Consider the following 21,578-nt stretch of genomic DNA (forward strand, 5'->3'; position numbering starts at 1 on the left):
TGCCCTTCAACCGACGAATCACATAAACACTCAACTGGGTGAACAATAAATACGTCCCGATTGTCACGACAATGATAACCGGCAACATGGCAATGATCACACCTTGCCCCTGTACTAACAGAGCCGTTGCGTAACCGGCGGCAAGCAATAGCGCGGAAATAATCGCGAGCGTAACAGACGCTTTTGGCTCACCTTTAGACTGTTTATCCCCCTTAATCAAATCGACCAATTTCCGGGTCGGAGAATAAATGATACGAACAGCGAGATGAACAAAAACAGCACGATAAATGACACAAACGTTACGAGAATGGCCCACAACGGAAAGTAAAAATTAAGTGCCTCATCAATCACCAAAACATTTTCCGCAAGCAAGAGAATTGCCTTGGCAAACACAAGGCCAAGCAAAATCCCGCTTAAGGTCGCAAAAAAGCCGATTAACATATTTTCCATAAAGACCATCAACCTGATTTGCCTTGTGGACATCCCCTGCATCATCAACAAGCCGAATTCCTTTTTACGCGATTGTAAAAATGAACTCATCGAATACAGCACAAAGAAAAAAGAAAAGACATAAATGATGCCGCCTGCGATTGCCATACCATACAAGACTTCACCTCTTATCGACCCATCAAAGAATGCAGGATGAAAGGCAAAAATGGCAAATGTGAAAAAAACCATTACCGTGAACAGGCTGCTCAAAAAATAAGCAGCATATAAACGCTTGTTGCGGATGACATTATTAATCGCGAACTGACGAAAAGTCACTGTCATCCCCTCCCATCAAGGAAAGCGTGTCAATGATGCTTTGGAAGAACGTCTGCCGGCTTTTGCCACGGTGAATTTCCGAATAAAGCTTGCCGTCACGGATAAAAACAACCCGGTCCGCATAGCTTGCCGCCTGCGGATCATGCGTCACAAGCATCATCGTTGTGTTTTCTTTTTTATTAAGTGTTTCAAGCATGCCCATAACATCTTTGGATGATTTGGAATCAAGATTTCCGGTCGGCTCATCGGCCAGGAGCAGTTTGGGCTGATGGATCATCGCTCTGGCAATCGCTGCCCGCTGTGCCTGCCCGCCGGAAATCTCATGGACTCGTTTGCTCATGATGCCGGAAATGCCCAGTTCTTCGGCAATTGCGTCTGCTTTCTGTTTCATCTCTCTCACGCGCTTACCGTCTAAAGTCAGTGGCAGGACGATATTTTCCTCCACCGTTAACGTATGCAGCAGATTGAACTCCTGAAAAACAAACCCCAATTCCCGGCGGCGAAACTTGGCCAGATCATTCCTACCAAGGAGATGCGGATTTTTTTCCTCAATCAGCACCTCACCAGTTGTCGGTTCATCGATGGTGGCAACCATGTTGAGAAGTGTTGTTTTCCCGCTTCCCGATGGCCCCATAATGGCAACAAATTCTCCCTTTTCAATTTCCAGATCGATTTTTGACAAGGCACGATAGGCGACTTTTCCTTCATACACTTTGCTTACATTTTTCACTTGCAGCATATTTATACCCCTTTCACCGGGCGAAATGCAACACCCGAAAAACCTCTGTCTTTAGTGTATCGCCCTATGTCCTTTACAAACGATCGATTGGTCTTTCAATTAGCTTACATTTGTGTAATGTTTTGGGCCGGTGAAAACACAACGCGGAATGTCGTTTCTTTGCCAACAACACTTTCCATTTCAACCCCATGTCCCAAATGATCAGCCACCTCTTTAACGAGAAATAGCCCCATACCGGTCGACTCCCGGTACTGGCGTCCATTTGCGCCCGTATAAAATGGATTGAAAGCTCGCTTCCTGTCTTCTTCAGGAATACCAATGCCAAAATCTTTCACTTCAAAAATAGCCGCTTCCTCCCGTTCATATAACGAAAGCATGACGTGATGACTCTTTCCGGCCGAATATTTTACCGCATTATGGATAAGCTGTGTCATGATAAACAAAAGCCATTTCTCATCCGATTCGACGGTGATTCCTGATCGCTCCGTATCCACCTTGGGATAAACATCATGGCGAATAAAATAACGTTTATTGTCCTGATTAACCTCATGAACCAGGTTTTCCAGCAACACCGGCTTTATCCGAAAATCCTGCTCAATTGTCCTGAGGCGTGCCATGTACAAAACCGTATTCAATCCTGTTTTGATACGCTCCGTTTCTTCGCGGATATTGGATGATTCCGGCTCATCGAGGTCCCGTGCCGTCAATTCAATGACTGACAGCGGTGTTTTCATTTGATGCACCCAGCGGTCAATAAACGTCAAGTGCTCTTCTTTCCTCGTTTCAGTTTCATTGATTTTTTGTTGGTATAGTCTGTACTGGGATTTCAGCAGCTGATCGAATGCTTCGGCAACTGGAACGTGTTCGGTTTTCTGAAGTGATTCATCAAGCGATGCCATTGGTGTCTCAAGTCGTTTGTAAAATTTGCGCCGTGTGACATAGCGGTATAGAAGATAACAGCTGAATAGAAAAAGAGCGAGAAAGATGGCATAGAAAACTGTCGCCATATCGCCGGTTCCATCAAGCCATAGAATGACACAAACAAGAATGGACTGGGCGATCTGCAGCCCAATCAGCAATCGATGCTCCCTGATGAACAGCTTCATGATTCTTCCACTCCGTTCCAAGTCACATGGAGCCGATAACCTGCACCCCGAACAGTTTCAACAGCACCGGTGATCCCAAGTTCCTGAAATTTTTTGCGGACCCGTGTCATATTGACGTTGAGCGTATTTTCATCAACATACGTCTGGTCATCCCATAATTTCTCCAGTAAATCTTCACGGCCGGCCACTCGTGGATGTCTGTTCATGAGGCTTTCAATGATATCCGTCTCTCGCTTGGTGAGTAATACAGTATTGTCGCCAAATCTGAGCTCAAGACGTTCCGGTAAAAGTTTCAAACCGTCCTTCTGCAGAATACGTTCCTTGTGCCCCGAAGCATAGGCTCCATAGGCCCTGCGCAATTGACTGCGGATCTTCGCCATGACGACGTCCGGATGAAACGGTTTTGTAATAAAATCATCCCCGCCATTCTCATGTGCCATGACCTGATCCATTTCGCCAGTCCGAGCGGAAATGAAAATGACCGGACAAATCGACTCGAGACGAATTTGCCGGCACCAATAAAAACCATCAAAACGCGGCAAGTTAATATCAAGCAGGACTAAATCCGGACGAAAGGTGCGAAATGTATCCATCAGATTATCAAAGTCGTCTGCTGTTAAGACATTATACCCGTATTTTCCAATAAATGTATGTAAATGCTCAGCTATTTTCAGGTCATCCTCCACAATCATGACTTTTTCCACATATTACCCTCATTTCACATTGTGATGTGTTCATATTATAACATCTGCTGTTCATAAATGGGACACAGGGTCTGACCCTTTGTCCCACTGTTCATAAATGGGACACAGGGTCTGACCCTGTGTCCCAACTAGTAAGTATTTTGATATACTATATATAGTAGCGGGTGGGAGGAATACATTATGCCAAATATCTGGACACATATCCTATTTTGTGAGAATGTGCTGGATTCGATCGAAAATCCAAATTTATTTTTGCATAATGATGCATACATGAAACTGGGAGCACAGGGACCAGATCCCTTGTTTTATTATAATTTCTGGCCATGGATCAAAAATGAGCCTGTTAACGATATTGGCCTGAAACTGCATCGGGAAAAATGCGGGGAATTCCTGATGGATATAATTGACCGGGGGAAAGATATGGATGACAGGACACAAGCGTATATATTCGGATTTGTAACACACCACATCCTGGACCGGAATGCCCATCCTTATATCCATTACCGTGCGGGATATGAGGGAAATAATCATCAAAAACTGGAAGTGCTGATTGACACATTGATGATGGAAAAATACTATCATTTAAAAACATGGAAGGCACATGTTTATACTGAAATTGATGTTGGTACCAAACTTGATGCGCGCATTATCAATTTGCTTCATGCAGCGATTACTGCCCATTATCCCGAAATCAGCCCACGTTCAAATGACTATCTCCAAAAAGCCTATCGGGATATGAAATTGGCACTGAAACTGCTGGCTGATCCGTATGGGTGGAAAAATGTTTTATTAAAACCATTGATTTCCCCCTATTCACACCAGCCGATTAAACAAGATGCCGATTATTTAAACCTGGAACACACAACCTGGTACCATCCGGCGACAAATGAACCATGCACCAAAAGCTTTATTGACTTGTACAATCAGGCCTGGACAGAAGGGGTCGACATCATGTCAGATGTGATTGCGTATTGGAACACAGGTGATAACATAATTAAAAAACGCCTTGGCGAACTGATTGGCAATATCTCTTATGATACTGGCAAACCGCTGGCGCTGAACCTCGTTAATCACTACAGTGAACCCATTGTCTAACCACAGGAGCACTGTTTTTAAGTGCCCCTGTAGTTTATTTTGTACCTATTTAAATAATTTCCGCATCATCTTGCCTGTTGCCTTTCCAGTGACCCTTCGACCGATTCTTTTGCCGACCCTCCCCTTTTTGACGGCATTAACATCACCCAGAATTTTAGAAATGGTATACAGGACCTTTCGAACATTGTTAATCCGCATCATAAATCACCTTTCTCCGTTTATCAATCTATATCATTTCGCATATTGTTTGGCCTGCTGGATACCTTTTTCAATATTGACAAACCTTAGTAAAATGATACCAGCTATAAAAAATACAAGCAAGGACACAATCCCCAGTCTGCTTGATCCTGTCAGCTGTCCGACAAGTCCAAACAGGAAAGGACCGAAAATGGCTGCAAACTTGGAGGAAATACCGTAGAACCCAAAGAATTCAGCCTGCTTGTTAGCCGGAACCATCCGTCCGTAAATGGATCTGCTCAGTGACTGTGCGCCGCCTTGTACCATACCGACACATATGGCCAGAAGATAAAAATGTAGTGCAGTTGCCATAAAATAGCCGAGAATAACCACGCCAACATAAATATATAACGTCAAATACAATGCTCTTTTTGGTGTAATTCTGGTCGCCAGCCAGCCAAAGAAAAATGTGAACGGAATCCCAACAAATTGCGTGATCAACAATGCGATGATCAGCGAATTTGAATTAATGCCGATGCCACGCCCATAAATCGTTGCCATTCGAATAATGGTGGAGATACCATCATTATACATCCAGAAGGCAATCAGAAAAATCAGCAGATATTTAAACTGTTTGATTTCCTTAAATGTGCTGGTCACTCTGGAAAACCCGATTGCCACAAACGACTTTTCCCGTTTTACCAATGTTTTTTTCTCTTCGCGGATGTTTTTCAAAAGCGGGATGGAAAAAATGAACCACCATAATCCGACCGAGGCAAACGAAAGCTGACTTGCTGTTGTCACATCCGGTATGCCGAACCAGCTGTATTGTGTAATCATCAAAATATTGACAGCAAGCAATACGCCGCCACCAATATAGCCAAATGCAAAACCGCCGGCAGACAATTTATCCATTTCATCTTCATCTTTAGCAATTTCCGGCAAAAATGCATCATAAAATACATTCGCACCAGAAAAACCGATATTTCCGATAATCAATAAAATAGAAGCGAATATGTATTGCCCTTCTTCGACAAATGCCAGCAGAATACTCGCAATCATCCCCATAAACGCAAAAAACCGCAGAAATTTCTTTTTGGCTGCCGAATAATCACTGATGGCACCCAATATCGGAGCTAAAATAGCAACAATTAAAACGGCAATTGACTGCGAATAACCCCAATAACTCTCTGCCAGGTTTTCTTCCAGTCCGACAGCAGCCACATCATAATAAAAAACCGGCAGGACTGCAGCCATAATTGTCGTGGCAAATGCAGAATTACCAAAATCATATAACATCCAGCTAAAAACCCTTTTGCGTTTCATTAGTTTCTCCCCCCTTTTCTCAAGCATATCAGATTAACCATGCAATAAGATTAATTTTCCGTAAAAAATCCACAAACTTTGCAACATAAAAAAGCCTTACCAAACACTGGCAAGGCATTCAGGTTAAATCAGGCTTATTCCCAGATATAATGACGATATTCATCACTTAACTGTATAAATTTCTCTTGATCACCTGTATCAATGGCATGATTGATAGCAGCTACCAATTGTTGTTTATTCCATTTAAAACACAGTTCATCCAACATCATTTGTGCTGTCAATTTCAATTCATACGGCACGTCCCGTTTGGCTTTCATTGGCTGACCGGCATAACGATAAAGCTGATAGGCCATTTTCTGCTTTTTCATGGAACATTTCCCCCTTGTTCCTTTTTTCCATTATCCTAAATAATTAAAATATTTGCAAGTAAAAGTTTATGTGCGTGTTCAAAAAGGAGGATAAAGTGAAACTTCATTCAGCGGAATGATTTTCTCCGCTGAATGTCAGTTGAACTGAATCGGGCATTTATGGTCAGTTAGCTGCCGTTTTTTGGCGGGTTACTGATTATTAAATGCTGGGGAAAAAGGACCGAGAAGTTCGAGGCGGTTCAATTTCAAGCAGTGGGCTTCTCTTGTTTGTGGTGACTTCTGCGTTGGCAATTGACGTGGGCGGTTTTAGCAGAAGATCTCCTGTTCGACATGCATTTTTACCGGACTTTTTGAACAACCTCTTTATGGCATTTTAATCGGACCTCGGCAAATTAAGGTTTTATGTTCCGATAGCCCAGGAATCCTGCCAGCAGCGCAAAAATGGCCAAAACGCTTGCCATCCAGCTAATGTTGCCTTTCATCATAATAGCGATTACAGGTGGTCCCGCTGCAACACCAATAAAACGCATGGCACTATATATCGATGTAATCACACCACGAACGCTTTTTTCCAGACTTTCTGTAATCAAAGCGTCCAGACATGGAAGGGCCATGCCGATCCCGGTCCCGCAAATCAGGAAAATGGTCAACAGATAAATGGGCTGATCGGTGAACGGTATCACGGCGACCGAAGCTCCTGTCAGAATGATGCCAATGAAGGTCACCCACTTCATGACATTCAATTGATCTTTTATCTTTCTTCCTGTTACAAATGAAGCAATGGATAACGCCAATAATGGAACAGCAAGCAATACCCCTTTCCAAATACCTTTGTAGCCATAGTCTTCTTCCAGGATGCTGGATAAATAAAACAGGAATCCAAATAGGATAAACATTAAGATGGCACCAATCATAAACACGGCAAACAGCCACCTGCCGTGTTCTTTGAGGATATCCTTTGCAAAACCCAGATATTCCTTAAATCGTGTCTTTTTTTCTTCCCCTCCCTTATCCTTAATCAAAAACGCAACCATTAAAACGGAAACAGCACAAAACACCGGGATCGAATAAAATGGCAAATACCAGACAATCGCGGCAAGGGCCGCTCCAAGAATCGGGCTCAGCACTTTACCGACTGTATTCGACGTTTCAACAATGCCCAACGTTGTACTTGCTTCCTTATCATCCTTAAACATATCGCCCACAAGCGGCAGCACAATTGGAAAAGCCCCTGATGAGCCAATCCCCTGCAGTATCCTCCCGGCAAGAACAATCAAAAACGCGTTATCCATCAGCTGGGACGCCAATCCGGCCAATAATCCACCAATTCCGGTAATGATTAACGAAGGAATGATGACCATCTTCCTGCCATACCGATCCGATAAAAACCCGGCAACAGGAATCAAAAAAATGGCGACAACAGAATATAATGTAATGATGTAACTGGATTGCAGCTTCGAAATGTCAAGCTCCTGTTCCATAACGGGCAGAATTGGAATGAGCATTGAATTCCCCAAGGTCATAATCAGCGGGATTGATGCCAGTGAAATAACCGCCCAGCGTTTTTCCCGTTCCGTGAGTTGTTCCTTCATAATTTTTCTCCTTTATAGTGCGTGTTCAAAAAGGAGGATAACAAGGACCGGCCGGCTAAATTCGCGACGACAATCACGGGCGCCAGCAATAGCACGTCAATCGTGTCAATGTTCGAGGCGGCGTCGTTTCGAGCACAAGGAATGCTTCACCGAATCCGCATCGCACGCAGGAAAAGCGTTTTTCTTTTCCAAGGAGCGGGTTTCTCTTGTTTGTCGTGACTTCTGCGCCCGCCACAGGACGTGGACGGTTTCAGCAGAAGATCCCCTGTTCGATGTGTCATTGTTACCGGACTTTTTGAACATCCTCTTATATATCATCACTAAATTTACTATTTACCTGACTGCCGGATTTATTCTTTACGATTTTTGTGCTGACGAAACTTCCTTCAATTAACACAAAATATATAGCCACACCCTTTTATGTTTCTCTGGACTCACCGCATCGTACTTTGATAGACTGTTATTCCTAAAGAAGGGACATGGCTGTTATCTCAAACGTGATGGGGGCTTTTCCATGGATCAGGCTGATAATCTAAAAAAAGCGGAAAAAGGCGCTTGGATCAGCATTTGTGCTTACGTTGTTTTAGCAACAGCCAAGTTGATCATTGCTTCGATCGGCAATTCAGAGGCATTGCGAGCAGATGGGCTAAATAACACGACAGACATAGTTGCTTCAATTGCTGTATTGATTGGACTTAAAATTTCCAGGAAGCCACCTGACGAAGATCACCATTATGGTCATTACCGGGCAGAAACCGTTGCCTCGTTGTTTGCAGCTTTCGTGATTGTAACAGTCGGCTTACAGGTGATTATTGACACATTTGAGCAGTTATTTGCTGATGCGACTGTCCAGCCCGGTATGCTCACAGCCTGGACCGCCCTTGCAGGAGCTGCAGTCATGTTTATTGTTTACGGATATAATGTTTCACTAGCCAAAAAAATCGGCAGCAGTTCACTCAACGCCGCTGCACAGGATAACCGTTCAGATGCCTTGGTCAGTCTGGGGGCATTTGTTGGAATCATCGGGGCACAATCAGGGCTTTATTGGCTAGATCCGCTGGCAGGACTAGTAGTTGGCGTTATCATTTGCAAAACTGCATGGGATATCTTCAGAGATGCCACGCATACATTAACGGATGGGTTTGATGAAAAGCAAATCATGATAATAAAAACGAGTATTGCAAAGGTCCGGGAAGTCAAAAAAGTAGTGGATATAAAAGGAAGAATTCATGGGAATCAGGCGTTTATCGACATCACGATTCTTGTCAACCCAAATTTAACTGTAAAGGAAAGTCATGCCATAACAGAAAGAATCGAGACATTATTACGGGAAAAACATAATATCCCGTATGCACATATTCATATTGAGCCCTATGAATGAGAAAAGCTGTCCGTGACGGGCAGCTTTTTAATGGTCATTAAATATTTGATTACATTGTCAGCAGAAAAACTGTCACAATGGCCCCGATAACTACCAAGATAACATTTAGTCCCAAAAATGAAAGTATCACCGCAGCGACACCACCTAACAGACCGATTAACGGCTGATCAGGGACAACACTCAGAATCCCGGGAAAAATCAGCGCCCCCAAAGCCGCATATGGAATGGCGTTAAGCCAGCGGTTTATCCAGTCACGAAACTGCAGCTTATCTACGATGAATGCCGGTATGACCCTTGGAATCATGGTTACCAGCGCCATACCGACGATAATAGCTAAAATCATGATTCATCCTCCTTCAGCAACAATACACCGCTTAATCCGCCTAGAACCGTTCCAAATACAATGGCCCATCCTTCACTCATAAACTGGCTGCAGATGACATTAATCAGCATGGCTATAACCGCCACAAGACCGACACGCCATTCTTTTTTCACCGACGGGATCAGCAAGCCGATAAACATGGCGTATAATGCAATGCCCATGCTTTGGCTCAATTGCTCGGGAATGATTTCACCCAGAATACCGCCCAGAAAAGAACCGATAATCCATGAGAAATACGCTGTTAAAATCAGGGCTCCATAAAAATAAGCACCCTTTTCCATTTTTGCTTCTTTCGTATGTAAAGATGACACAGCAAATGTTTCATCTGTCAGCCCCAGCGATAAAGGCGCTTTCCACTTCAGTCCAATCTCCCGCAAGCGATTCATGAATGATAAACTCATCACAAAATGCCGGAAATTGAGCACAAATGTTGCAACAATAATTTCCAATGCGCCGGCACCGACAGCGATCATATTCGCTCCCATGAATTGGCTTGCGCCTGCGAAAACCATCACACTCATTAATGTTAGTTCAGTCAGTGTCATTCCGGCCTGTTTCGCCAGCACCCCATATGTAATGGCTATCGGCAAGTACCCGAGCATAATCGGAAACCCAACTGTTATTCCCTTTCGCACCATGTAAATTGTTGGGGATGATTTATGTTTGTCCAATACGTCTGTCTCCATTCTCGTCCCCTCCCACTAGTGAAAATTAAAACTATTATAACTTATTTCACGCTATAGAAAAAGTAATAACACGGGACAAGGGGCAGGCATCATATCCCACTTCAACTCCGGAATCACTTTTCACATATCATTCAAAATAATACACATTGACAAATCATAAACATACCATGTATAGTCAATTGTAATCTAACTGTATATCAAAATCCGTGAATGCGCAGTAGAAGTTTGTCTGAGCAGCAATAAGAGACGGGACGGCAGGTGAAAGCCCCGGCAAGATAAAATTCGAATTACACATTCAGATCAGACGGATATTTTTCTTTGAGTGGATGAGTTTTTCTGAAATAACGTTCAAACTGCTAATATCGTTTGAAGTTATTTCAGCAGTACTCATCAATCAGGGTGGTAACGCGGAGAACAAGCTTCGTCCCTATTTGTGGATGAGGCTTTTTTTATTTGAATGAACGAAGGAGGCTATCATGATGTTTCCTGTACAGCCAAAACATCACCCCGCTCTATCGGAGTCGATTGTATTTCTTGTGTTGACAATCGGGCTTATCAGCTATTTCTTAATTGGGCTTGGAACAGCACCACACATTCCAATATTAATTGCCGTACTGCTTGGTGTGACGTATGGGCTCATCAGACGGATTTCGTTTAAGGATTTGGAGGAAGGTATGATTGCCGGAGCCAGATCCGGTATGGCAGCCGTTTTCCTATTTGTATTGATTGGTATTTTGATCAGCAGCTGGATCATCAGCGGCACGATTCCCGTCTTAATCAGTACCGGTTTTACATTTATCGGGGGAACCTGGTTTTATGCAATTGTATTCGCCGTTACAGCCATCATTGGTGTCTCGCTCGGCAGCTCACTGACAACAACAGCTACGATCGGAGTTGCTTTTATTGGAATGGGAAGTGCGATGGATGCATCCATGGCGATTACTGCCGGAGCGATCGTTTCCGGTGCCTTTTTCGGTGATAAAATGTCGCCATTGTCTGATACAACCAATATCGCATCAACCATTGTTCAGGTGGATTTATTCGACCACATTAAACATATGAGCCTGACAACAATTCCGGCATTTTTGATATCTTTTATTTTATTTGCGATTTTGTCACCTGGTGAAGCAATTGCCGTTAAAAATCTTGATGCGTATATGTCAGGTCTGGAAGCGACCGGGTTAATCAGCTGGACATCCTGGATACCGCTTATTATTCTCGTTCTGGCGACTATTTTCAGGGTACCAGCATTTATTTCACTCGCCCTCAGCAGTGTGGCTGCAACTTTACTAGCTGGTATGACAAGTGGGCTTCCCTGGTCTGATATATGGGGGATCTGGTTCAATGGCTATACCGCCTCGACCGGTTTCGAACCTGTTAATAACTTGTTAACGAAAGGCGGCATTAACAGCATGCTTTTCACGATTTCACTTGTCATTTTGGCACTCGGGTTTGGTGGGCTGTTGTTTGTGACCGGTATTATCCCGTCGATTCTGTCCTCATTCCAGGAAAAACTGCAAAAAGTGCGGGCGATCATTGTTTCAACAGCCGGAACTGCGATTGGGGTCAATGTGCTGATTGGAGAACAGTATCTCTCCGTCATGTTAACCGGTGAAACATTCAAAGGGATTTACCAAAAGGGTGGATTGTCCAATAAGGTGCTTTCCAGGACACTGGAGGATGCCGGAACCGTCATCAATCCACTCGTACCTTGGAGTGTCTGCGGAGTATTTATTGCTGATGTTCTCGGGGTCTCCGTGCTGACTTATCTGCCGTTTTCATTCTTCTGCCTGCTGAGCCCAATTATCACGATGATTTTTGGTGGGAGGAGATTGAAAGGATAGATGTGACTTTTAAATAAAAAATACCACAGAACCCATATTAAAAGAAAAATTAAAGAATCGAACGTATCAGTATCTTTTTTAAAAAATCCCCTTAAGTCAAGGGGATTCTTTCCTTATTCCAGTATAGCTGCCAACTTCCGCAGTCCTTCAAGGAGCCTTGGTGATGGTCGGCAAAAAAGTGATTCTTCAAGAACATGAATGTTATTCTCCCGGACAGCTTTCATCTCATGCCAGTCCGGCCTTCTGCGAACAAGTTCAGGCCGCATTTTGGACGTCTTCACACCTACCCAGACCATACAGATGTGGTCGGGGTTACGCGCTTTAACATCATGCCAATCTGTCTGGACGCTCGCTTTATCTTCGGTATCAAAAATATTGCGCGCGCCTGCCAAACGACTGATTTCAGTCAGCCAATTGACGCTCCCCGGTGTGAAAACCGGTTTCGGCCACCATTCCCAATAAAGAGAAGGGTTATGTTCCTTCTTCTCAGCCTGTTCACGAAAATGTTCCAATTCACTGCGAAAAGAAGCTGCCTTTTCCGCGCCAAGGTCCTTCTCACCCAGTGCAGTGCCTACTCTCTCGATATCATCAGCAATCTCGTCCAACGAATTGGGATTCAATATAATATAGGGCAATCCGCGTTCATCAAGTGCCTCGATGTTTTTTTCCATACCGGGGACACTCAGTGAGGCGAGCACTATATCAGGCTTCAATGCTTCCACTTTATCCATATCAATCGACAGATCCGGTCCGACTTTCGACAGCTGCAGAACTTGTGGAGGCCAATCGGAATAATTGTCAACTCCGGTAAGCAAGTCCGTTTTGCCAAGGTACTCGACAATTTCGGTGTTGCTGGGACAAATCGAAACAACGCGCATCAATAGCTCCCCCTTTGCAAAAGCACTTAACGTCGCATTCCTTGCATTATTTATCCTGCTCAGTTGTCAGCAATGGGCCATCTTTTGTAATCACAACGGTATGCTCATATTGTGCGGAACGTCCTTTATCAACCGTTCGTGCCGTCCAGTTGTTGGCATCCATCTTGCTTTGCCAGCTACCCTCATTAATCATCGGCTCAATGGTAATAACCATGCCTTCTTTCAACCGTGTTCCTTTGTTCGGCAAACCAAAATGCGGGATGTGCGGATCTTCATGCAAAGTCGGTCCAATACCATGCCCGGTAAAATCACGTACGACTGAAAATCCTTCACCTTCAGCATATGTTTGAATCGCATGCCCGATATCCCCAATCCGATTCCCTGGCCGGGCCTGCTCGATTCCTTTGTAAAGTGATGTTTTCGTTACGTCAAGCAGTCGCTCACCGGCTTCATCGAGTGTTCCGACCTTATACGTCCATGCAGAGTCGGCAAGCCCGCCGTTCAGGTTAACAACCATGTCAATCGTGACAATATCGCCATCAACAAGCTTTTCATCCCTTGGAAAACCGTGACAGATCTCGTCATTCACCGAGGCACAAGTGGCATATGGATAGCCGCTGAACCCCTTTTGCTCAGGTGTTGCACCATGCTCTGCCAAAAACTTTTCCACAAAGGTATCAATTTCCATTGTGGTAATCCCCGGCTTGATCATTTTGGCTATCTCTTTATGGCATTTGACGAGTACATCACCAGCCGCCTGCATTTTTTCAATTTCGCGTTTACTTTTACGTGTTATCATACGGTTCTTCCCTTCTGCAAAATCTTCTCTAAAAGTGAAATTTTATTCAACGGAGCGGTTTCTTCCATAGAGAATCCTTCTTAACAGGTAGTATCCAGCTATGGCATTTTTTCACCGATCGAGTAAGAAACCTACTGCCCGTTAAGACGGTTTAACAACATGGCATAATAATCATATCAGTTCACTTCAATAATTGTATCATAAATCGCACAGCATTCATTATGAAAACGCCAGAAAATGCAGCGGAAAAACAATCCCCTGCATTTTTGTGATTTGATAATATCGCTATAAAAGAACTGTTTAAAGGTAATCCGTCACACGATATATCTTCCCGTTTTCAATACTTGTTTCATCGGTCAAAATATCAACCAGAACACCGCTGACGGTATCCGTATCTTTCAGCATATGACGCTGCTTATATTCCCGGAACTGTTCAACATCTCTAAAAGCGTCACGGTCGCTTTCCCGAATTCTTTCCTGCATTTCCGTATCCATAATCCCCGGACTGAATGCGATGACCTTACTTCGGGTTTTTAATTCATCCTGTTCGAGTGCTGCTGTTTTTGTAAACATATTAATACTGGCCTTGGATGTACAATAAGCACTCCAACCGTATACAGGCCTTTCCGCAGCACCTGAGGTAATCGTTGTACTGATAAACCGGACATCCTGATCAGCAGCTTTTTTCAGAAATAAATTCGTCACTATCATTGGGGCTGTTGTATTTACTTGGATGTGATTGGCCACATCAGCACTTTTCGTATTCATGGATTTATCAATCGGTTCCAACACCGCTGCATTGTTAACTAAATAAACCGTATCCGGTTCCTGTGAAAAGATATCCTCACCGATTTGCTGAAATGTCTTTTCTGTTGCTTCCAAATCCCCTAAATCACAGGAAAAATGCTGATACGTCACATTATGTTCTGATGCCACATCGTTTAAATTACTATTCGTACTGCGGGAAACCCCTGTTACGTGAACACCAGACTCCATTAAAAGCTTGGCGATGGATTCCCCTAACCCTTTCGATACACCTGTAACGACTGCATGTCGCATAAAATGACCCCCCTATTTCTTCGTATCGCTATATAACCACATTCAGTTAATCGAAAACGGGACATCGGATCGCCCCCTGTCCAGTCTTATTTAATATCGGCCCAATAACGAGCCAGCGTTTCCATCCCTTTATCAAAACTGTCCAATGGAAAGCTTTCATTTGGAGAATGCAGCCGGTCATCCGGTGTCCCAAATCCGAGCAGCACAATTGGAATATTATAAATATCCTCAATCCATTCAACAACTGGGATAGATCCGCCCATACGCACATAAACCGTTTCTTTTCCAAATGCTTTCGTATAACTTTCAGCAGCCTTTTTGATGAGCGGATGATCAGGCTCCACCTTGTATGCTTTAGCTGACAGTTTTTCTTTTGTCACATCAACCGTTACACCAGATGGCGCGGCTTTATGAATATGATTTTCCAACAGCTCCTGAATTTTTTCAGGGTCCTGTCCGGGTACGAGTCGGCAGGTGATTTTTGCTGTTGCCGTCGATGGGATAATCGTTTTTGTCCCCTCTCCCTGATAACCACCGTACATGCCATTTATTTCAAAAGTCGGCCTTGCCATTGTATGTTCTTTGGCCGTGTAGCCCTTTTCAGATACTGTTTCCTTAACGCCTGTTGCTTTCTCATAGTTTTCACCTTGTACATTTTTGATTAAGTCGCGTTCGTCAGTGGAGAGCGGCTCAACACCATCGTAGAAACCTTCAACCGTCACCTCTTCATCCTCATTTTTCATCGATGCCAAAATGTGGTTCAGCGCCATGACCGGATTGCGGACGGCCCCGCCGTACATACCTGAATGCAGGTCATGATCAGGTCCGGTCACATTAATTTCGATGCCTGTAAAACCTTTTAGCCCGTACAAAATGGTTGGCTGATTCTCGGCAACCATTCCAGAGTCCGAAATAACGGCAAAATCCGCATTAAACTGTTCTTTTTTATCATGCAGAACGTCGTAAAGATTTTCACTGCCGATTTCTTCCTCACCTTCAATGCATACTTTGACATTTAACGGCAGTTTCCCTTCCGTTTTCATATACGCTTCGAACACAGCAAGGTGCATAAACACCTGTCCCTTGTCATCACTCGCACCGCGTGCATATAAACGCCCGTCTCTGATCACCGGCTTAAACGGATCACTCTTCCACTGATCGATTGGGTCAACCGGCTGAACGTCGTAATGCCCGTAAAACAGAACAGTTGGCGCATCAGGTCCGGCCTGGTTATACTCAGCATATACCAGTGGGTGACCACCTGTATCCTGTTGCTGTACTTGATCAAAACCGATATCGTTCAAGTAGGATTCCAAGTAATCAGCCGCTTCTTTAATATCTTTTTTATGTACACTGTCCGTACTGACACTCGGAATCGATAAAAACGTATTTAACTTTTCCAGCAGCTGTTCGCGGTTTTCGGATAAATATTGCAATGCCTGCTTACTCATCGACTCACTCCTCAAGTTCATTTTGTTCTATTTTAGCATATATTATAGCAGATTGGGACATAGGGTCTGACCCTATGTCCCAACCCTATGTCCCAATCTGCAAAAAAGACAGCCTTTTATAAGACTGCCCTCGAAAAGCTATTCCAACGCTTGAGCCAAATCCTCAATCAGATCGTCTGCATCTTCAATCCCGACTGATATACGAATTAAACCGTCTGTGATGCCAAGTTCTGCCCGGCGGTCTGCAGGAATTGATGCATGTGTCATTTTTGCTGGAACCGAGATAAGACTTTCCACTGCACCCAGACTTTCGGCAAGTGTGTAATATTGCACTCGGTTCAATACTTTTTCAGCCTTTTCTCCACTTCCTGCATCAAATGAAATTATCCCGCCAAACCCGGTTGCCTGGCGTTTCGCAATATCATGCCCTTTATGAGAGGCAAGACCGGGGTAGTAGATGTTCCTTACTTTCTCATGCTTCTCAAGAAATTCCACCAGTTTCGCTGTGTTCCGTTCATTGGCTTCCATCCGAATTCCAAGTGTTTTGATTCCGCGCATTAAGAGCCAAGAATCCTGCGGGCCGAGCACGCCACCGGCTGAATTTTGAATAAAATGGATCTGTTCAGCCAACTCATCGGAATTAACGGCTAAAAGACCTGCCACAACATCACTATGCCCGCCAATATACTTGGTTGCGCTGTGCAGCACAATGTCTGCACCCAAATCGAGCGGCTGCTGCCAATAAGGTGTTGCAAACGTGTTATCAACAATTAACAACAGGTTGTTTTTCTGAGCGATTTCCGCCATTTTTTCAAGATCCGTAATTTTTAAAAGTGGATTGGTCGGTGTCTCAACAAACAGAGCCCTCGTATTTTCCTTGACTGTTGCCTCTACTTGTTCTGGATTACTTGTGTCCACATAAGAATGGTCCAGATTAAACCGATTCAGGACATTTGTCATCAGACGGTAGGTGCCGCCATAGACATCATCCGTCATGACAACATGATCACCGGCTTCAAGCAACATCATGACAGATGTAATCGCAGCCATACCGGAACCGAATGCAAAACCTGCTTTTCCATTTTCCAATTCGGCCACAACGGTTTCCAGCGCATGACGGGTTGGATTACCGGTCCGGGAGTATTCGTAGTCCCGAGGATTACCAGCTGAATCCTGCTGATATGTGCTGACCTGGTATATTGGTACAGACACAGCACCTGTATTTTCGTCCCCTGTCACCCCGCCATGTATCATCTTCGTTTTCGCTCGCATATTCCAATCTCCCTTCCTTCAGCCTAGTTGGGGTATATACCTTTACTTAAGTAACGATCACTACCATCCGGAAAAATCGCCACAATCGTTGTTCCCGGTTTAGCGTACCGAGTTTCTTCCAAGGCAGCATACATCGCAGACCCTGATGAGCTTCCTACTAGCAGTCCTTCTTTCTTCGCCAATTGCGCCGTCAGTGAAAATGCATCCCGATCTGTCACTGTATAAATATCATCCACCAATGAATGATCAAAAAAGTCAGGTAAAAATTCCATGCCTATACCCTCTGTTTTATGTGAACCAGGCTCTCCGCCTCCAATAATTGATCCCTCTGGCTCCACGATCACGGACCGGATATCCGGTTTTTTCTCCTTCAAATATCGCGATGTTCCCATAAATGTACCACTGGAGCCCGCACCAGCTACAAAAACATCAATATTGCCGTCAAGGTCACGCCACAATTCGGGTGCGAGTGTTTTATAATATGTTGCCGGATTTGCCGGATTGGCAAATTGCTGTGGTGAAAAACTGTTTGGAACTTCATCCAAGAGCTGCTCGGTCTTTGCAATTGCACCAGCCATGCCTTCATCACTCGGGGTATGAACAATGGAAGCCCCCAATGCTTTCATAAGCTGCTGTTTTTCAATACTGAATTGTTCCGGAACACAAAAAATTACCGATAAATCCTGATTCAAAGCAGCGAGTGCCAGACCGATACCGGTATTTCCGGCAGTCGGCTCAATAATCGTTCCACCGGCTTTAATTTTCCCGCTGGACAATGCGTCATTGATTAATTCAGCACCTAACCGATCTTTCACACTGCCGCCCGGATTATAAAATTCCAGTTTTGCCAATAAACGAACGCCCTCTGGAAGAGAGAATCCGGTTATCTCCAATAATGGTGTATCCCCGATTAACCTATTAATGGATTGGTATATCGCCATCGTTTCGCCGCCTCTTATTCTGTAAAGACTTGCTGCCACTCATCTTTTTTAGCCAGCATGTCTTTGGCAATTTTTTTTGCGCCTTCCAGACTATGATTGGCAGCCCAACCACACTGCACTTCATTGCATGCTGGCACTTCATCGGCTTCCAGCACATCCTGAAGCGTTTTTTCCAACGCCTCTAAAATCTCTTCATAGCTATCGTTATTCAACACCGAAAGGTAAAATCCTGTCTGGCATCCCATCGGTCCAATGTCCAGCACATTATCCATATGATTCCGGATATTTTCAGCCATTAAATGCTCAATAGAATGCAGCCCCGGCATATCCATATGCTCTTTATTCGGTTGTTTAAACCGAATATCATATTTGTATACTTTGTCACCATTTTTCCCGGTTGTTACCCCAACAAGTCGAACATAAGGTGCTGCCACTTTTGTATGATCCAGATTAAAACTTTCCACGTTCATTTTGTCTGCCATGATCAATCGCTCCTTTTTTTAAGGTTGTTCAAAAAGTCCGGTAAAAATGACACATCGAATTTCTTCGTTGGCTTGTTTCTCCGCTGCTCATGTATCTAAATGCATACATTCCGCTGCTCGAAACTGCACCGCCTCGAACTTCTCGGTCCTTTTTATCCTCCTTTTGAACACGTACTTTTAATTTTTTACTGCTATGATTAACCAGCAAAAATCATTCATTTGTTCAAACGTAACACGAAACCCGTTAGCTGTAAAAATGCGCCTCATCTCCGGCAGCGTCGTGTAATACTCCCGCTGCAAATCCTCTGCTAAATCCAGATAGCCTTGATCCTGCGCCTCTTTAATCGCAAGTTCTTTACGTTCAGCTGTTTCAAATAACGTGTCTGCAAACACAATTTTCCCCATTGCCCGAAGAAGCTCAGCATACTGTATAACAGCTTTTTCCTTTTCAACATCCGTCAAATGATGAAAAGCAAAAGAACTTGTCACTGTATGAATGGGTTCGGCGGGCAGAGGAAAATCAATGAAATCACCTTCATGCAAGATAAGCGATGGCAGTTTTCTGGCTGCTTTTTCCCGCATGGCTGGTGATGGCTCAATTCCTGTTACCTGATATCCCGAATCCATCAGCTTTTTCGATAAATTACCGGTACCGACACCAAATTCCAGTATATTACCAAAAGCACATTTTGCCACTTCGTTTAAAATCATATCATAATTTTCGAAAACAGCTTTATATTCCGGATCGACACCGGCAACACTGTCGTCATATGAGTCGGCCCATTCTTCAAATAAGCCTAAAAACTCACGTCCCATCTATATTCATTCCCATCATATATAAATTCATAGTACACAACTATGTTTAATATGAATTATATGTACAGAATACCAAATGTTGATGATAATCGCAATAAAGTGAAACTCATTCAGTAGGTGGTTTTCTCTACTGATATTAAGGAACAAAGGCTAAGGTCGCGACGTCCTGTCGCAACGCCTTTGTGACCCGCATCCTGCAGGCCCGAACAGAATCGGGCATTTAGGGACAGTTACCCGTCATTTTTTGACGGGTTACTGTCCTTTATATGCGGGATAAAAAAACGGGCGCACATACAAAGCGTGCTGCCCGTTTTTTTAATGAGTTTGTTTAATCATTACCCTGCTGCGGAAAAACGCGTTCAATCATATTACCCATTTGATCGAATAACCCTTCTACCGGTTCACCGCTGTCGGCATCATCGGCGTAGTTATTAGCCAGGTCAAAAAAGTCAGGGTTTGTTGATACATAAACATTATTCACATCCGGATCAACCGACTTCACGATACCGGCAATTTCCTCTTTTACAGCATCCGTTATTTCGCCGCCTTCATTGTTATTATCATTATTGTTGGTTGTCCCGTTAATGTTTGCATTGTCGTTTCCATTGTCGTTGTTCATGTTGCGGCCGTTGTTATTATCCCTGTCCAATTCAGCGGCCACATAAGCATTATTGTCGGTTTTGACGACATAGGCGTTGTCAATACTGTCTACTTGGTCAGCAATTCGTTCAGCCGCCTCGTCTGCCAATTCATATTGGTTCTCACCATCGTTCCTGTTGTTGCCATTATTGTCCTGATCGTCTGTATTACGTGTGCGATTGCCATTATTGAACTCGTTATTGTTCTGGTCATTCATGTTATTTCGATCGTTGTCACCTTCAAAACGAGTTTGTTCGACGTTGTTGCCATTGTTATTTTGGCCTTCTTCCGTCCCGTTATTTCCATCATTATCATTTGCTCCATTACATGCAGCAAGTACAAATAAAACTGCCAGCATGACACTGTAAAGTTTCCATTTCATTGTATTCAAAGCCCTCCTTACTGTTTTGAGTTTAGTATGTAACAGTAAAGGAAAATTATTCACTCACAAAAATTGGCAGGCACACCATTTTTGTTTCATACAATATATATATTATTCGGGGAGACTATAACTGATCCTTTTCAACATGAAGGAGGGCAAGAAATGGAAATTGCGGATTACGACAAAGCGTTGTATTACACGTTATGGGGACAGTGGGATGAATTGCTCGTGCTGATGGTCCGCACAAATGATGATATGCTGTCCAAAAAAATCCAGCTCTTCCTGAATGCCTACCATTACTCACCTGAACAGGCCAAAATTATCGAAACACATGATGAGCTGTTGTATTATATTGACCATGCCATGAAATACACGCCACCTGTGGCCATGCAAGTTTAGGGACACAAGGTCTGACCCAAAAATGCACCGGATTTCCGGTGCATTTTTCCTTGTTATTGATCCAGCATGTAATGGTTGGTCAGTAACCCGCCAAATACAGCGGCCAACTGACCCTAAATCCCCGATTCTGCTCAACTAACATTCAAAAATGGGGAAAAGCATCCCGCTGAATGAAGCTTCGTTTTATTTTGGTCCTTTGCCGTTTCCATTGTTACCTTTATGATGGTCCTTAGCTTTACCGTTATTTTGTCTGGCTTTATTGTGACATTTTGCTTTGGCATTGTTGTGTTTTATC

The 21,578-nt window shown here is 43.8% G+C and carries 21 protein-coding genes and 1 pseudogene; 4 read left to right on the forward strand and 18 right to left on the reverse strand.

Going from position 1 to position 21,578, the window contains the following annotated elements; translation table 11 throughout:
• From VK080_RS13710 to VK080_RS13725, 4 genes and pseudogenes are all read right to left on the reverse strand, one after another.
• Positions 1–765, reverse strand: a pseudogene (locus VK080_RS13710) (FtsX-like permease family protein); the annotation flags it as partial.
• Positions 740–1,504 (reverse strand): ABC transporter ATP-binding protein, encoded by a 765-nt coding sequence (locus VK080_RS13715; protein WP_324225334.1) that lies wholly within the window; start codon positions 1,502–1,504, stop codon positions 740–742. The pseudogene VK080_RS13710 and the gene VK080_RS13715, both read right to left, overlap by 26 nt.
• Positions 1,505–1,608: 104 nt before the next feature.
• A complete protein-coding gene (locus VK080_RS13720) occupies positions 1,609–2,610 on the reverse strand; it encodes a sensor histidine kinase (RefSeq protein WP_324225335.1) in 1,002 nt (333 codons plus the stop codon).
• Positions 2,607–3,314, reverse strand: coding sequence for a response regulator transcription factor (locus VK080_RS13725; protein ID WP_324225336.1), 708 nt, complete (start codon positions 3,312–3,314; stop codon positions 2,607–2,609). The genes VK080_RS13720 and VK080_RS13725 overlap by 4 nt, the downstream gene beginning before the upstream one ends.
• Positions 3,315–3,494: 180 nt before the next feature.
• On the opposite strand from VK080_RS13725, the gene VK080_RS13730 reads away from it, so the two are divergent.
• Positions 3,495–4,409 carry a zinc dependent phospholipase C family protein gene (locus VK080_RS13730; RefSeq protein WP_324225337.1) on the forward strand — a complete coding sequence of 305 codons (915 nt, stop codon included), beginning with the start codon at positions 3,495–3,497 and terminating at the stop codon, positions 4,407–4,409.
• A 231-nt stretch (positions 4,410–4,640) separates the two neighbouring features.
• Here the strand turns inward: VK080_RS13730 and VK080_RS13735 are convergent, their stop codons facing one another.
• From VK080_RS13735 to VK080_RS13745, 3 genes are all read right to left on the reverse strand, one after another.
• The gene (locus VK080_RS13735; RefSeq protein WP_324225338.1) at positions 4,641–5,912 is read right to left on the reverse strand and encodes an MFS transporter; all 1,272 of its coding nucleotides are present in this window, start codon (positions 5,910–5,912) and stop codon (positions 4,641–4,643) included.
• A 134-nt stretch (positions 5,913–6,046) separates the two neighbouring features.
• A complete protein-coding gene (locus tag VK080_RS13740; protein ID WP_324225339.1) occupies positions 6,047–6,280 on the reverse strand; it encodes an IDEAL domain-containing protein in 234 nt (77 codons plus the stop codon).
• Between the two features lie 392 nt (positions 6,281–6,672).
• Positions 6,673–7,872 carry an MFS transporter gene (locus VK080_RS13745; protein WP_324225340.1) on the reverse strand — a complete coding sequence of 400 codons (1,200 nt, stop codon included), beginning with the start codon at positions 7,870–7,872 and terminating at the stop codon, positions 6,673–6,675.
• Between the two features lie 514 nt (positions 7,873–8,386).
• On the opposite strand from VK080_RS13745, the gene VK080_RS13750 reads away from it, so the two are divergent.
• Positions 8,387–9,253 carry a cation diffusion facilitator family transporter gene (locus tag VK080_RS13750; protein ID WP_324225341.1) on the forward strand — a complete coding sequence of 289 codons (867 nt, stop codon included), beginning with the start codon at positions 8,387–8,389 and terminating at the stop codon, positions 9,251–9,253.
• Positions 9,254–9,302: 49 nt separating this feature from the next.
• Here the strand turns inward: VK080_RS13750 and VK080_RS13755 are convergent, their stop codons facing one another.
• Positions 9,303–9,596: an AzlD domain-containing protein gene (locus VK080_RS13755; protein WP_324225342.1), complete on the reverse strand. Its 294-nt coding sequence runs from the start codon at positions 9,594–9,596 to the stop codon at positions 9,303–9,305.
• Positions 9,593–10,321, reverse strand: a complete 729-nt coding sequence (locus tag VK080_RS13760) for an AzlC family ABC transporter permease (protein ID WP_324225343.1) — start codon at positions 10,319–10,321, stop codon at positions 9,593–9,595. Before VK080_RS13760 ends, VK080_RS13755 begins: the two co-directional genes overlap by 4 nt.
• Before the next feature lie 479 nt (positions 10,322–10,800).
• Here VK080_RS13760 and nhaC point away from each other — a divergent pair, with 479 nt between their 5' ends.
• Positions 10,801–12,165, forward strand: a complete 1,365-nt coding sequence (gene nhaC, locus VK080_RS13765) for a Na+/H+ antiporter NhaC (RefSeq protein ID WP_324225366.1) — start codon at positions 10,801–10,803, stop codon at positions 12,163–12,165.
• Between the two features lie 113 nt (positions 12,166–12,278).
• Here nhaC and VK080_RS13770 read toward each other — a convergent pair whose 3' ends face one another.
• The 9 genes from VK080_RS13770 to VK080_RS13810 all read right to left on the reverse strand — a co-directional run bounded on the left by VK080_RS13770 (position 12,279) and on the right by VK080_RS13810 (position 20,884).
• A complete protein-coding gene (locus VK080_RS13770) occupies positions 12,279–13,043 on the reverse strand; it encodes a cobalamin-binding protein (RefSeq protein WP_324225344.1) in 765 nt (254 codons plus the stop codon).
• Positions 13,044–13,089: 46 nt separating this feature from the next.
• On the reverse strand, positions 13,090–13,842 hold the full coding sequence (gene map / locus VK080_RS13775; protein WP_324225345.1) for a type I methionyl aminopeptidase: 753 nt from the start codon (positions 13,840–13,842) through the stop codon (positions 13,090–13,092).
• A 300-nt stretch (positions 13,843–14,142) separates the two neighbouring features.
• The gene (locus VK080_RS13780; protein ID WP_324225346.1) at positions 14,143–14,901 is read right to left on the reverse strand and encodes a (S)-benzoin forming benzil reductase; all 759 of its coding nucleotides are present in this window, start codon (positions 14,899–14,901) and stop codon (positions 14,143–14,145) included.
• A gap of 86 nt (positions 14,902–14,987) precedes the next feature.
• On the reverse strand, positions 14,988–16,352 hold the full coding sequence (locus VK080_RS13785; RefSeq protein ID WP_324225347.1) for a dipeptidase: 1,365 nt from the start codon (positions 16,350–16,352) through the stop codon (positions 14,988–14,990).
• Positions 16,353–16,490: 138 nt separating this feature from the next.
• A complete protein-coding gene (locus VK080_RS13790) occupies positions 16,491–17,624 on the reverse strand; it encodes a bifunctional cystathionine gamma-lyase/homocysteine desulfhydrase (RefSeq protein WP_324225348.1) in 1,134 nt (377 codons plus the stop codon).
• Positions 17,625–17,647: 23 nt separating this feature from the next.
• Positions 17,648–18,565, reverse strand: coding sequence for a cysteine synthase family protein (locus tag VK080_RS13795; protein WP_324225349.1), 918 nt, complete (start codon positions 18,563–18,565; stop codon positions 17,648–17,650).
• A gap of 14 nt (positions 18,566–18,579) precedes the next feature.
• Positions 18,580–19,047: an S-ribosylhomocysteine lyase gene (locus tag VK080_RS13800; RefSeq protein WP_324225350.1), complete on the reverse strand. Its 468-nt coding sequence runs from the start codon at positions 19,045–19,047 to the stop codon at positions 18,580–18,582.
• Positions 19,048–19,224: 177 nt separating this feature from the next.
• Entirely contained in the window at positions 19,225–19,863 is a 639-nt protein-coding gene (locus tag VK080_RS13805; protein ID WP_324225351.1) for a class I SAM-dependent methyltransferase, read from the reverse strand.
• Between the two features lie 328 nt (positions 19,864–20,191).
• Positions 20,192–20,884: a YhcN/YlaJ family sporulation lipoprotein gene (locus VK080_RS13810; protein ID WP_324225352.1), complete on the reverse strand. Its 693-nt coding sequence runs from the start codon at positions 20,882–20,884 to the stop codon at positions 20,192–20,194.
• A 162-nt stretch (positions 20,885–21,046) separates the two neighbouring features.
• Here VK080_RS13810 and VK080_RS13815 point away from each other — a divergent pair, with 162 nt between their 5' ends.
• The gene (locus tag VK080_RS13815) at positions 21,047–21,283 is read left to right on the forward strand and encodes a YhdB family protein (protein ID WP_324225353.1); all 237 of its coding nucleotides are present in this window, start codon (positions 21,047–21,049) and stop codon (positions 21,281–21,283) included.
• Positions 21,284–21,578: the final 295 nt, after the last annotated feature.

Origin of the sequence: Lentibacillus sp. (assembly GCF_035301925.1) — a bacterium.
Lineage (GTDB): Bacteria > Bacillota > Bacilli > Bacillales > Amphibacillaceae > Lentibacillus.

Excerpts from the sequence above, each read along its gene's own strand:
- VK080_RS13715 (WP_324225334.1), bottom strand. The coding sequence starts at position 1,504 with ATGCTGCAAGTGAAAAATGTAAGCAAAGTGTATGAAGGAAAAGTCGCC.
- VK080_RS13720 (WP_324225335.1), bottom strand. The coding sequence starts at position 2,610 with ATGAAGCTGTTCATCAGGGAGCATCGATTGCTGATTGGGCTGCAGATC.
- VK080_RS13730 (WP_324225337.1), top strand. The coding sequence starts at position 3,495 with ATGCCAAATATCTGGACACATATCCTATTTTGTGAGAATGTGCTGGAT.
- VK080_RS13735 (WP_324225338.1), bottom strand. The coding sequence starts at position 5,912 with ATGAAACGCAAAAGGGTTTTTAGCTGGATGTTATATGATTTTGGTAAT.
- VK080_RS13740 (WP_324225339.1), bottom strand. The coding sequence starts at position 6,280 with ATGAAAAAGCAGAAAATGGCCTATCAGCTTTATCGTTATGCCGGTCAG.
- VK080_RS13745 (WP_324225340.1), bottom strand. The coding sequence starts at position 7,872 with ATGAAGGAACAACTCACGGAACGGGAAAAACGCTGGGCGGTTATTTCA.
- VK080_RS13750 (WP_324225341.1), top strand. The coding sequence starts at position 8,387 with ATGGATCAGGCTGATAATCTAAAAAAAGCGGAAAAAGGCGCTTGGATC.
- VK080_RS13755 (WP_324225342.1), bottom strand. The coding sequence starts at position 9,596 with ATGATTTTAGCTATTATCGTCGGTATGGCGCTGGTAACCATGATTCCA.
- VK080_RS13760 (WP_324225343.1), bottom strand. The coding sequence starts at position 10,321 with ATGGAGACAGACGTATTGGACAAACATAAATCATCCCCAACAATTTAC.
- nhaC (WP_324225366.1), top strand. The coding sequence starts at position 10,801 with ATGTTTCCTGTACAGCCAAAACATCACCCCGCTCTATCGGAGTCGATT.
- VK080_RS13770 (WP_324225344.1), bottom strand. The coding sequence starts at position 13,043 with ATGCGCGTTGTTTCGATTTGTCCCAGCAACACCGAAATTGTCGAGTAC.
- map (WP_324225345.1), bottom strand. The coding sequence starts at position 13,842 with ATGATAACACGTAAAAGTAAACGCGAAATTGAAAAAATGCAGGCGGCT.
- VK080_RS13780 (WP_324225346.1), bottom strand. The coding sequence starts at position 14,901 with ATGCGACATGCAGTCGTTACAGGTGTATCGAAAGGGTTAGGGGAATCC.
- VK080_RS13785 (WP_324225347.1), bottom strand. The coding sequence starts at position 16,352 with ATGAGTAAGCAGGCATTGCAATATTTATCCGAAAACCGCGAACAGCTG.
- VK080_RS13790 (WP_324225348.1), bottom strand. The coding sequence starts at position 17,624 with ATGCGAGCGAAAACGAAGATGATACATGGCGGGGTGACAGGGGACGAA.
- VK080_RS13795 (WP_324225349.1), bottom strand. The coding sequence starts at position 18,565 with ATGGCGATATACCAATCCATTAATAGGTTAATCGGGGATACACCATTA.
- VK080_RS13800 (WP_324225350.1), bottom strand. The coding sequence starts at position 19,047 with ATGGCAGACAAAATGAACGTGGAAAGTTTTAATCTGGATCATACAAAA.
- VK080_RS13805 (WP_324225351.1), bottom strand. The coding sequence starts at position 19,863 with ATGGGACGTGAGTTTTTAGGCTTATTTGAAGAATGGGCCGACTCATAT.
- VK080_RS13810 (WP_324225352.1), bottom strand. The coding sequence starts at position 20,884 with ATGAAATGGAAACTTTACAGTGTCATGCTGGCAGTTTTATTTGTACTT.
- VK080_RS13815 (WP_324225353.1), top strand. The coding sequence starts at position 21,047 with ATGGAAATTGCGGATTACGACAAAGCGTTGTATTACACGTTATGGGGA.